The 11,267-nt window shown below is 70.4% G+C and carries 11 protein-coding genes; 2 read left to right on the top strand and 9 right to left on the bottom strand.

Going from position 1 to position 11,267, the window contains the following annotated elements; translation table 11 throughout:
- Positions 1 to 217: 217 nt before the first annotated feature.
- The 4 genes from ACLBX9_RS07965 to ACLBX9_RS07950 all read right to left on the bottom strand — a co-directional run bounded on the left by ACLBX9_RS07965 (position 218) and on the right by ACLBX9_RS07950 (position 3,299).
- On the bottom strand, positions 218 to 652 hold the full coding sequence (locus ACLBX9_RS07965) for a tellurite resistance TerB family protein (RefSeq protein WP_010684908.1): 435 nt from the start codon (positions 650 to 652) through the stop codon (positions 218 to 220).
- Between the two features lie 84 nt (positions 653 to 736).
- Entirely contained in the window at positions 737 to 937 is a 201-nt protein-coding gene (locus tag ACLBX9_RS07960; RefSeq protein WP_010684907.1) for a DUF3606 domain-containing protein, read from the bottom strand.
- A 74-nt stretch (positions 938 to 1,011) separates the two neighbouring features.
- Positions 1,012 to 1,233 (bottom strand): YbdD/YjiX family protein, encoded by a 222-nt coding sequence (locus ACLBX9_RS07955; RefSeq protein WP_010684906.1) that lies wholly within the window; start codon positions 1,231 to 1,233, stop codon positions 1,012 to 1,014.
- 5 nt (positions 1,234 to 1,238) lie between these two features.
- Positions 1,239 to 3,299 (bottom strand): carbon starvation CstA family protein, encoded by a 2,061-nt coding sequence (locus ACLBX9_RS07950; RefSeq protein ID WP_447718606.1) that lies wholly within the window; start codon positions 3,297 to 3,299, stop codon positions 1,239 to 1,241.
- Between the two features lie 288 nt (positions 3,300 to 3,587).
- Between ACLBX9_RS07950 and ACLBX9_RS07945 the strand changes: the two genes are divergently transcribed.
- Positions 3,588 to 4,457 carry an NAD(P)-dependent oxidoreductase gene (locus ACLBX9_RS07945; RefSeq protein ID WP_447718527.1) on the top strand — a complete coding sequence of 290 codons (870 nt, stop codon included), beginning with the start codon at positions 3,588 to 3,590 and terminating at the stop codon, positions 4,455 to 4,457.
- Positions 4,458 to 4,736: 279 nt separating this feature from the next.
- On the opposite strand, the gene miaA is transcribed toward ACLBX9_RS07945, so the two are convergent.
- Positions 4,737 to 5,651, bottom strand: a complete 915-nt coding sequence (miaA, locus tag ACLBX9_RS07940; protein ID WP_447718526.1) for a tRNA (adenosine(37)-N6)-dimethylallyltransferase MiaA — start codon at positions 5,649 to 5,651, stop codon at positions 4,737 to 4,739.
- A 14-nt stretch (positions 5,652 to 5,665) separates the two neighbouring features.
- Here miaA and serB point away from each other — a divergent pair, with 14 nt between their 5' ends.
- Positions 5,666 to 6,559, top strand: coding sequence for a phosphoserine phosphatase SerB (gene serB / locus ACLBX9_RS07935; RefSeq protein ID WP_447718525.1), 894 nt, complete (start codon positions 5,666 to 5,668; stop codon positions 6,557 to 6,559).
- A 4-nt stretch (positions 6,560 to 6,563) separates the two neighbouring features.
- On the opposite strand, the gene ACLBX9_RS07930 is transcribed toward serB, so the two are convergent.
- From ACLBX9_RS07930 to hflK, 4 genes are all read right to left on the bottom strand, one after another.
- Entirely contained in the window at positions 6,564 to 7,004 is a 441-nt protein-coding gene (locus ACLBX9_RS07930) for a DUF1640 domain-containing protein (RefSeq protein ID WP_447718524.1), read from the bottom strand.
- A 307-nt stretch (positions 7,005 to 7,311) separates the two neighbouring features.
- Positions 7,312 to 8,859 carry a DegQ family serine endoprotease gene (locus tag ACLBX9_RS07925; RefSeq protein ID WP_447718523.1) on the bottom strand — a complete coding sequence of 516 codons (1,548 nt, stop codon included), beginning with the start codon at positions 8,857 to 8,859 and terminating at the stop codon, positions 7,312 to 7,314.
- A gap of 115 nt (positions 8,860 to 8,974) precedes the next feature.
- Positions 8,975 to 9,943, bottom strand: coding sequence for a protease modulator HflC (hflC, locus tag ACLBX9_RS07920; protein WP_010684899.1), 969 nt, complete (start codon positions 9,941 to 9,943; stop codon positions 8,975 to 8,977).
- Positions 9,940 to 11,124, bottom strand: coding sequence for an FtsH protease activity modulator HflK (gene hflK / locus ACLBX9_RS07915; protein ID WP_010684898.1), 1,185 nt, complete (start codon positions 11,122 to 11,124; stop codon positions 9,940 to 9,942). Before hflK ends, hflC begins: the two co-directional genes overlap by 4 nt.
- Positions 11,125 to 11,267 lie beyond the last annotated feature (143 nt).

The following is an 11,267-nucleotide window of genomic DNA, read 5'->3' as shown; positions in this document are numbered from 1 at the left end:
GGCCGCGTCGCCGCAGGGCGGCGTGTCTCCCACCGAACGGATCGATCCCAACCTCGCCCTCAGCGTGAGGTGCCGGAGCGCAGCGCAGGCCTCGCAGGAGACCTGCAGGGATCGCGCAACCGGCTTGGAGGGTTCCTTCGAGGCCCGCTGATGCGAGCACCTCAGGACGAGGCGCGGCTGGAACGCGTCTCGGCCCTGGGACGCCGCGCCTCCCGGATCAGCGCAGCAACGCCGTCTTATCGACCTGCAGCGCGCCCGCGATCTCGTCGAGCGCCTTGTGCTCGACCTCGCTGATGCCGTCGATGTCGGCCACGTCGGCGCCGATCAGGAACACGTCCTGGCGCTGCTCGATCGGCCGCTCCGCGATGGCACCGACCTGGCGCAGGTTCTCCAGCCGCCCGGCGCGGGTCTTGGCCCGGGCGATGGCTTCGTAGAGTTCCTGCTCGACGCGCAGCGTGTCGTAGGACTTCTCGAGGATCGGGTTGGCGCGGATGCCGCTGATCGCCGACTCGATCTCCTCCTCGCCCACATCCCCGTCCGCGACGATGACGTTGGCGGCCGACGAGACCGCGGCCTGCAGGAAGACCGCGTCGCCCGCATACGACATGATCGTGCGGCCGAAGCGAAGGATGGCGTCCTGGAAAATGCTCATGCCCACCTCCTGTCAGGTCGGAGATGGCGGATATTGTGGCGGCCGAGTCAAGATGCGGCCGAGCTTAAGCCTGGGATGTCGGCTTCACGTGGCCGGCTCGTGGCCGGGCCAGTCCCGCCCGAGATGGGCCGCCACGCGGGCCGGTTCGTCCCCCACCGCCACCACCGCGGCCTCCACCTGTTCCACCGGCACCATGAAGCGGCGCGCCCAATAGGCGCGCTCCCAGGCATGGGCGATGTTGACGGCCCTGGGTTCAGGGGGATCCTGCACGCTGTCTTCGGCCATCGGCCCTCCGCGTCTGGCGAGGGCCGGGCGGCCCTCCGGCGGGGAGAACGCCGTTCGGGGCAGATCGGGTCCCCTCAGCAGCAGCGGAAGCCCGAGGTGTTCCCCACCCCGAAGCGGGCGTTCTCGCGATTGCGAAAAAACTCCACCTCGGTCATCGGCGCCCGGTCGGGATGGGTGCGGCGGATGTGCTCGGCATAGGCCGCGTAGTCCCCCTGGCCCACCATCAGCCGGGCGCCGTCGCAGACGCATTTGGACAGCGTCCGGAGGCGGTCCCGCAGGTTCGGCTGCTGCTGCATGCGCCCTACTCCGCCGCGACCATGCGGGGCTCGGTCTCCAGCGCGGTCCAGCGATCGGCGCGCCACGCCTTCAGGCAGGCGGCGATGCCGAAGCCCGCGATGGCGACGACGAGGCCGATGAACAGCGCCGCCAGCACCGCGTCGATCCGGTCGTTGAGGATGATCTGGCTCATCTGGTCGGCGTTCTTGGCCGGGGCCAGGATCTTGCCCTCCGCGGCGGCGGCCGCGTAGCGCTCGGCATGGGCCAGGAACCCGATCTTCGGATCGGCGGAGAAGATCTTCTGCCAGCCGGCCGTGAGGGTGCACAGGCACAGCCACGCGGTCGGGATGATGGTCACGAACGCGTAGCGCTCGCGCTTCATCTTGAAGATCACCACCGTGCAGAGCGTCAGCGCCACCGCGGCCAGCATCTGGTTCGAGATGCCGAAGAGCGGCCACAGGGTGTTGATGCCGCCCAGCGGGTCGGTCACGCCCTGGTACAGGAAGTAGCCCCAGGCCCCCACCGAGATGGCGGTCGCCGCGATGCTCGGCCCCCACGACGTGGTGTTCTTGAACGACGGGATCGCCAAGGCGACGAGATCCTGCACCATGAACCGGCAGGCACGGGTGCCCGCATCCACCGCCGTGAGGATGAACAACGCCTCGAACAGGATCGCGAAGTGGTACCAGAAGGCCATCATCGCCTTGCCGCCGATGGCCGACGAGATGATGTGGGCCATGCCCACCGCGAGCGTCGGCGCGCCGCCGGCGCGGGAGATGATCGTGTGCTCGCCGACGTCGGCGGCGGTCTGGCTGATCACCTCCGGCGTCGTGGCGAAGCCGAGCTTGGTCACGGCCGCGGCCGCGGTCTCGGGCGTGGTGCCGATGAGGGCCGCGGGCGAGTTCATGGTGAAGTACACGCCGGGGTCGATCACGCAGGCCGAGACCAGCGCCATGATCGCCACGAAGGATTCCATCAGCATGCCGCCGTAGCCGATGAAGCGCGCGTCGGACTCGCTGGCGATCAGCTTCGGGGTGGTGCCCGACGAGATCAGGGCGTGGAAACCCGAGACCGAGCCGCACGCGATGGTGATGAACAGGAACGGGAACAGGCTGCCGGCCCAGACCGGGCCGGTGCCGTCCACGAACTTGGTGATCGCCGGCATCTGCATGTGCGGGGCGACGAAGGCGATGCCGAGCGCCAGCCCGACGATGGTGCCGATCTTGAGGAAGGTCGACAGGTAGTCGCGCGGGGCCAGCAGCAGCCAGACCGGCAGGATCGAGGCGACGAAGCCGTAGCCGATCAGCATCCAGCAGAGCTGCGGGCCCGTGAAGGTGAAGGCCGGGCCCCAGACCGGGCTCGCCGCCACCGAGCCGCCGGCCATGATCGCCAGCATCAGCAGGACGAAGCCGAGGATCGAGACCTCGCCGATCTTGCCGGGGCGGATGTAGCGGGAATAGACGCCCATCAGCATGGCGATCGGGATCGTCGACATCACCGTGAAGGTGCCCCAGGGGCTCTCGGCGAGCGCCTTGACGACGATCAGCGCCAGCACGGCGAGCAGGATCACCATGATCAGGAAGGTGCCGAACAGGGCGATGATGCCCGGCACGGTGCCGAGCTCGGCCCGGATCAGCTCGCCGAGCGAGCGCCCGTCCCGGCGCATCGACACGAACAGGACCATGAAGTCCTGCACGGCGCCGGCGAGGACCACGCCGGCCAGGATCCAGAGCATGCCGGGCAGATAACCCATCTGGGCGGCCAGCACCGGGCCGACCAGCGGGCCCGCGCCGGCGATCGCCGCGAAGTGGTGGCCGAACAGGACGCCTCGGTTGGTGGGCACGTAGTCGAGCCCGTCATTGTGGCGCACCGCAGGCGTCGCGCGCTTCGGGTCGAGCTGCATCACCTTGTCGGCGATGAACTTGGAATAGTAGCGGTAGGCGATCAGGTAGACGCAGACCGCGGCGACCACGATCCAGAGGGCGTTGATGGTCTCGCCGCGCTGGGTCGCCACGACCGCCAGCGCCGCGGCGCCGAGCGCGCCAACGAGGGCCCAGAGCCCATGCCTGCCGAGCGCCGTACCCATCATTCCGCCTCCCTGACCGAACGCCTCGCGCGCGAGGGCCACGGGGGCCTCCGGCTGGGACTCGCGGGTCCCGGGCTACACGGGCGGTTTATCCTCTTCGTCCGACGTTGACGCAAGCGATCCGAGCTGTGATGCAGCTCTGGCGGCGGCACGACGCCCAATCTGTCACATCGGGTCTCCGGCACGGCCCCGCCCAGCGTCGCGGGCCTGCGGCCGAGTCCCGTCCCCGCCTGCCGTGAGCGAAGGAAGAGCGCCGGCGCGATCCGGCCCTGCGAGGAGCGGACAACCATGGCGAAGGTCGCATTCCTGGGTCTCGGCGTGATGGGCGGCCCGATGGCCGGCCACCTCGCCAAGAAGGGTGGCCACGACGTCACCGTCTACAACCGCACGACCGCCAAGGCGGAAGCCTGGGTGAAGACCTATGGCGGCGCCTTCGCGCCCACGCCCCGGCAGGCCGTCGAGGGCGCCGAGATCGTGTTCGCCTGCGTGGGCAACGACGACGACCTGCGCAGCGTCGTGCTGGGCGACGACGGGGCGCTCGCCGGCATGAAGCCCGGCGCGGTGTTCGTCGACCACACCACGGCCTCGGCCGAGGTCGCCCGGGAGCTCGCCGCGGCGGCCGAGGCCAAGGGGCTCGGCTTCATCGACGCCCCGGTCTCCGGCGGTCAGGCCGGCGCCGAGAACGGCGTGCTCACCGTCATGTGCGGCGGCGACGCGGCGACCTACGCCAAGGTCGAGGCGGCGATCGGGTCCTTCGCGCGGGCCTGCCGGCTGATGGGTCCGGCGGGGGCCGGCCAGCTCACCAAGATGGTCAACCAGATCTGCATCGCGGGCCTCGTCCAGGGCCTGTCGGAGGGCGTCCACTTCGCCAAGCGGGCCGGCCTCGACGTCGAGGCGGTGCTCGACGTGATCTCCAAGGGCGCGGCCGGTTCCTGGCAGATGGAGAACCGCGGCAAGACCATGAACCAGGGCCAGTTCGACTTCGGCTTCGCGGTCGACTGGATGCGCAAGGATCTCGGCATCCTGCTGGACGAGGCCCGCCGCAACGGCGCCAAGCTGCCGGTCTCGGCGCTGGTCGATCAGTTCTACGCCGAGGTGCAGGCCATGGGCGGCAACCGCTGGGACACGTCGAGCCTGGTCGCGCGGCTGGAGCGCTGAAGGCTCTTTTCGCGGTCAGGAAGAGACGGAGGCAGCTCCGCGCGCTCCCTCTCCCCTCTGGGGGAGAGGGTGGCCCCCGAAGGGGGTCGGGTCGGGACGAAGTCCCGCGAGGGGGGAGCGATGGTGCAGAACGTAGCGTCGCGCCGCGTGAAGGCCTGCCCTTTCCTGACCCCGGGTTCCCCCCTTGCGGGACTGCGTCCCGGCCCGACCCCTGCTGACGCAGAGGGCCCCCATTGGGCCACCCTCCCCCGCAGAGGGGGGAGGGCTCCCGCGGAAGCCTCACAGCTCGACCTCCGCCCCCTCGGGATCCATCCACCGCCACCCCTCCCCCATCTGGTGGCGGAACCACGTGAACTGGCGCTTGGCGTAGGCCCGCGTATCCGCCTGCCCCCGCATGATCGCCTCTTCGAGGCTGATCGCCCCGTCGAGATGGGCGATCAGGCCCGGCACGCCGTGGGCGCGCATCACCGGCAGCATCGGATCGAGTTTTCGCGACCGCAGGCGGGCGACCTCGTCCAGCGCGCCCTCCGCGATCATCGCCCGAAAACGGGCGTCGATCCGGGCGCGCAGCACCGCGCGGTCGGGCGCGAGGAAGATTTTTTGGAGCTTCCATCCGGCGAGCGGACCCGGCACCGGGTCACCGTAGAAGCTCGCGATCGGGCGGCCGGTGGCGGAGAAAACCTCCAGGGCGCGCATCACCCGCATCCGGTCGCTCGGACGGAGCCGCGCCGCGCCTTCGGGATCGTGCCGGGCGAGCGCGGCGTGCAGCGCCTCGGTCGGGCGCCCCTCGGCCTCCGCCCGCACCTGCGCCCGCACGGCGTCCGGCACCGGCGGCAGCTCCGAAAAACCCTGCTCCAGGGCCCGGAAATACAGGCCTGTCCCGCCCACGAAGACCGGCAGGTGACCGTCGAGCGTCGCGAGCAGAGCCGCCGCGTCCCGCGAGAAGTGCCCCACGGAGTAGTTCACGCCCCCGTCCACATGGCCGTAGAGCCGGTGGGGCACCCGCGCCTCCTCGTCCGGCTCGGGCCGGGCGGTGAGGCGGCGCAGATCGGCATAGACCTGCATGGAATCGGTGTTGACCACCACGCCGCCATGGCGCTCCGCCAGCCGGGCGGCGAGCGCCGACTTGCCCGACGCGGTGGGCCCTGCGATGAGGATCGCCGCCGGGCGCCCCCCGGCCTCTCGGTCTGGCAAGGCGAACCTCCACGATGCTGGTCGCGGTCCTGATAGCAAACCCGGATCGGCCGTCCATCACCGACGCGGTGCTGGCCGAGACCCGCGCCGTGCTGCGGACGGAGCACCAGCCGCGGATCCTGCACGGGGAGATCGCGGCCGAGGTTCTCGTCCCGGGCGAGGCTGCCGCGGCGGCCTCCCTCACGGAGCGGCTGCGGACGGCGCTGGCCGGCGAGCCGATCGACCTTGCCGTCCTCCCCGCCGACGCGCACCGGCGCAAGCGCCTGTTCCTGGCCGACATGGACTCCACCATGATCGAGCAGGAATGCATCGACGAACTCGCCGGGACGCTCGGCCTCAAGGACCACGTGGCGGCGATCACCGAGCGGGCGATGCGCGGCGAGATCGCCTTCGAGCCGGCGCTCCGCGAGCGCGTCGCGCTCCTGAAGGACATTCCCGTGGAGGCGGTTGACGGGCTGATCGCCGAGCGTCTCACTCTGACGCCGGGCGGCCGCACGCTCGTCCAGACGATGCGGGCGCACGGCGCCCGAACCTGCCTGGTCTCGGGCGGCTTCACCCTGTTCACCGGCCCGATCGCCGCGACGATCGGCTTCCATAAGCACCGGTCCAACGTGCTGGGCGTGGCGGACGGGCGGCTCACCGGCGTCGTGGAGGACCCGATCGTCGGCAAGGCGGAGAAGCGCGCGGCCCTGATCGAGCTGCGCGAGACGCTGGGCCTCGGCCCTGCCGACACGCTGGCGGTGGGCGACGGCGCCAACGACCTCGACATGCTGCAGGAGGCGGGCCTCGGCGTGGCGTTCCGGGCGAAGCCCGCGGTCGCGGCCGCGGCGCAGGTCCGCGTCGAGCACGGGGACCTCACCGCGCTCCTGTACCTCCAGGGCTATGCGGCGGCGGAGTTCGTGGGGTGAGCGCTCAGTGGATGGTCCGGGTCAGGGCCACCACGGCGCCGAGGACGGCGAGCGTCTGAAAGCCGATCGCGCCGACGAGCCAGCGCACCGTCTCGACCTTCGCGGCGGCGATCGCGCCCTTCACGATCTCGATGTCAGCCTTGGTCTCCAGACGAAGTCCGTCGATGTCGGACTTCGTCGAGAGGCGAAGCGCCTCGATATCCGCTTGAGTCGTGAGTCGCAGCGCCTCGATATCGGCACGCGTCTGGATCTTCAGAGCCTCGATGTCGCTGCGAACGACCTGGATGTCGGCCTGTACATCGCGGATATCCGCTTTTGTGGCGATGTTACCGTCGAAGACATCGACCAGCGCGTCGGCCAAGCCCTCCGCCTGCTCGGGCGACAGCTTCGCCTTCTCCCGCAAGGCGCGGGCGAATTTCAGGGTATCGAAGGCGACGGCCGTCATGGGTTCAGAATCGTCCGAGCCGCACCGACTCGCGGCACCAGTGTGCCGCCCCGTCGCGCCACGTCAATGCGAGCTCTCCGAATGCACGAAGGCCGCCGCTCCTCGCTGAGCGACGGCCTTCGATGTTGCAGATGATACCGTTTCCGGTTGATCAGGTCGGTTCCGCCGTCTTTGCGAGCGCAGCGAAGCAATCCAGACAGCGCCACGCTCCCTGAGGTACCGCAGCCCTGGGTTGCTTCGCTGCGCTCGCAATGACGGAGCGGGCTGAACCGACCGAAGCGTTCAACCGGAAACGGTATGAGGCCGCTCAGTCGAGCCCGATGGCCACGAAGCGCACGTCGCCCGTCGCGCTCGCCACCAGCAGCAGAACCGACTTGCGCCCGTCCTTCTTCAGGGCGTCGACGCGCTTGGTCACGTCGGCCGGGCTGCTCACCGCCTCCTGGCCGACCTCGACGATCACCTCGCCGGGCTGGATCCGCTTGTCGGCCGCCGTCGAGTTCGGGTCGACCCGGGTGACGACCACCCCCTTCACGGTGTCCTTGATGGAGTACTTCTTGCGCAGCTCGTCGGTTATGCCGGAGAGGTTCAGGCCGAGCGCCTGACGGGTCGCGCTCTCGGGCTCCGGCTGCCGCAGGTTGGCGAGCTGCGGCTTGTCGCCGTCCTCCAGGCGGCCGAGGGTGACGGGCTTCGTCACCTCCTCGCCCTTGCGCATGACCACCACGTCGACCTTCTGGCCCACCGGCGTCGAGGCGACGATCCGCGGCAGGTCGCCCGAGGCCTTCACCGGCGCGCCGTTGAACTTCAGGATCACGTCGCCGACCTCGATCCCGGCGGTCTTGGCCGGGCCCTTCTCGTCGACGCCGGCCACCAGCGCGCCCCGCGGCCCGCCCTTGAGGTTGAGGGCCTCCGCGGTGGCGTCGTCGACGTTCTGGATGCGCACGCCGAGCCAGCCGCGGCGGACCTCGCCGAAGTCGCGGAGCTGGTCGATCACGGGCTTCGCCGTGCCGGAGGGCACCGCGAAGCCGATGCCCACCGAGCCGCCGGTCGGCGACAGGATGGCGGTGTTGATGCCGATCACCTCGCCGTCCATGTTGAACAGCGGACCGCCCGAATTGCCCTTGTTGATGGCCGCGTCGGTCTGGATGTAGTTGTCGTAGGGTCCGGACTCGATGTTCCGGCCCCGGGCCGAGACGATGCCGGCCGAGACGGAGCCGCCGAGGCCGAACGGGTTGCCGATGGCGATGACCCAGTCGCCCGGCCGCATCTTGTCGGAATCGCCGAACGGCACGGCCTTGAGCGGCCGCTCCGCCGTGGGCTTCACCCGCAGCACCGCGAGGTCGATCTTCGAATCCTTGCCGACGATCTCGGCCTTCAGCTTCGTGCCGTCGTGCAGGATCACCTGGATGTCGTTGGCGTCGCCGATGACGTGGTTGTTGGTCACCACGATCCCGGACGCGTCGATGATGAAGCCGGAGCCCAGGGAGTTGGACTTGCGCTGCTGACGCGGCGTGTCGTTGTCGCCCCGCTCCCCGCCGCCGCCGCCGCGGCCGCCGCGCCGGTTGAAGAATTCCTCGAACAGGTCCTCGAACGGCGTGCCGGGCGGCACCTGCGGTCCGGCGCGGTTGCTGCGCGCCTCGACCGTGGTGGAGGCCGAGATGTTCACCACCGCGTCGGTGACCTGCTCGGCGAGGTCGGCGAGCGAGGCCGGCCCCTTGGCGAAGGCCGGCACCGGAAGGGCCGCCGTCGCCACCGAGGCGCCGATCAGGATCGATGCCATCAGGGTGCGGGCGCGGGAGCGGGGCTGCGCCTTGGCGCGGCCGAAGGGCGCCCCGTGGGCGCTCGCGACGGGGTGCATGGTCGACCTCTTCAAGAACGCGTTTCCAGGTTTGCGGGCCCACGACCCGAGATCGGGGCCCGCTTCTTGTCGCGCAAGGTAGTCCTCGGGCGCCGCTCCGCCAACACGCGGCCGGTCAGCGCGCCGCCCCGGTCGTCGACCCTGTCGTCGCGCTCGGATCGGCGGGCCCACGCGGGGCGCGGGGTGCGGCAGACGCCGCCGCCCGGCCCTGCGGGTCGCTGAAGTACCGGAAGAAGTCCGAGCTCGGGCTGATCACCAGACGCGTGTCGGATCCCTTCAGCCCCACCTCGTAGGCCTGCATCGACCGGTAGAAGCTGAAGAAGTCCGCATCCTTGCCGAACGCCTCCGCGAGGATGCGGTTCTTGTCGGCGTCGCCCTGTCCGCGCAGCTGCTCGGATTTCTGCGTCGCCTCGGCGAGGATGACCGTGACCTCGCGGTCCGCCTTGGCGCGGATCGTGGCGGCGATCTGGTCGCCGTTGGCGCGGATGTCGGCGGCCTCGCGCTCGCGCTCGGTCTTCATCCGCTTGTAGACCGCGGCCGAGTTCTGCGCGGGCAGGTCGACGCGGGTCATGCGCAGGTCGACGATCTCGATGCCGAGCGCCTTGGCCTGCCGGTTCACGTCCTCCTGGATCTGGTGCATCAGCTGGCCGCGATCGGTCTTCACGATGGCGTCGCGGGTCGAGCGGGCCAGCACGTTGCGCAGGCTCGAATTGGTGAAGCTCGCGAGCCGCTGGTTGGCCAGCCCGATATTGCCCACCGCCTGATAGAACCGCAGCGGATCGAGGATCCGGTAGCGGGCGAAGGCGTCCACCTCCAGGTTCTGCCGGTCGGCGGTGAGCACCGTCTGCACCGGCAGGTCGAGGTCGAGGACCCGCTTGTCGAAGATCACGACGTTCTCGACGAACGGGACCTTGAAGTAGAGGCCGGGCTTGTCCTCGCCGGTGGCGTTGAGCACGGCGCGGACGCGGCCGAACTGCAGGACCAGCGCCTGCTGCATCTGGCCGACGGTGAAGATCGAGGCGTAGAGGCCGATCGCCACGATCGCCGCGATGGCGATCAGGCCTGTGCGGAGCGCCTGTTTCATCGGGCGGCTCCCGTCTGGCTCTGGGCGCGGGCGCCGAACTCGGAGAGCGGCAGCACGGGCAGGACGCCGGCCGCGCTCGCCGTCCCGGGCTGCGCCCCGTTCTGGTCGATGATCACCTTGTTCACGGAGCCCAGAACCTTCTCCATCGTCTCCAGGAAGATCCGCTCGCGGCTGACGGCCGGGGCGGCCTTGTAGGAGGCGTAAACCTCGCTGAATCGGGCCGCCTGGCCGGTGGCGTCGGCGGTCGCCTTGGTCCGGTAGGCCTCGGCCTGCTGGACGATCTGTGACGCCTTACCGCGGGCCTGCGGCACCTCGCGGCTCGCGTAGGTCTTGGCCTCGTTCTGCGCCGTGTCGGCGTCCTGCTGGGCGGCGTTCACGTCGATGAAGGCGGGGCGCACCTCCGGCGGAGGGTTCACCGAGACGAGCTGGACCACCTCGATGCGCACGCCGGCGCCGTACTCGTCCAGCGCCTTCTGGACCATCTCCTTGACCTCCTGGGCGATGCTCGACTGCTCGTTGGTGAGGATCGCCTGGATGTTGCGGCGGCCGATCACCTCGCGCATCGCGCTCTCGGAGATCGCCTTGATGGTGCCCTCCGGGTTCTGGAGGTTGAACACGAAGTCCGAGGCCTTGAGCGGGTTGACCCGCCACTGCACCTCGAAGTCCAGGTCGACGATGTTCTCGTCGCCGGTGAGCATCAGGCTCTCGTCCGGGACGTCGCGGTTGCGGCCCTGGCCGCCGGGACCGGCGCGGAAGCCGATCTGGATCGAGTTCTGGGAGCCGACATCCGGCTTGACCACGCCGCCGATCGGATAGGGGAAGTTGTAGCGCAGGCCCTCGCCCTTCGTGCCGACGTAGCGGCCGAAGATCGTCTCGATGCCGACCTGGCGCGGGTAGACGGTGTAGAAGCCGGTGGCGAGCCAGATCGCCACGGCGAGCGCCGCGATCACCGCCGCGCTGCGGCCGCCGCCGACACCCGTCGAGCCGCCGCCGCCGTAGCCGCCATTCCCGCCGCCGCCGCCCGGAATCAGGTTGCGCAGACGGTCCTGTCCGCGCCGGAGCAGGTCCTCGAGGTTCGGCGGCGTCTTGCCGCCGCCGCCGCCACCGCCCCAGGGACCGCCGCCGTTGCCGCCGGGCCGCCCCCACGGGCCCCCGCCGCCGCTCTGATTGCTCCAAGGCATCCTAGCCGTCGTCTCCCGCCTGTCCGCGCCCGGCCTGTATCCCGGACGGCGCCCCGATGCGCGCGCCGATGCGCGCCCCTTGCCTGAACGGCCACGCTCGCCCGCCTAGTCCCGTCCGCCGGCAGACCGCGACGCGGTCCGGC

It is taken from the genome of Methylobacterium sp. A49B, from assembly GCF_053346215.1.
This window is presented reverse-complemented; position numbering and strand designations above follow the sequence as displayed.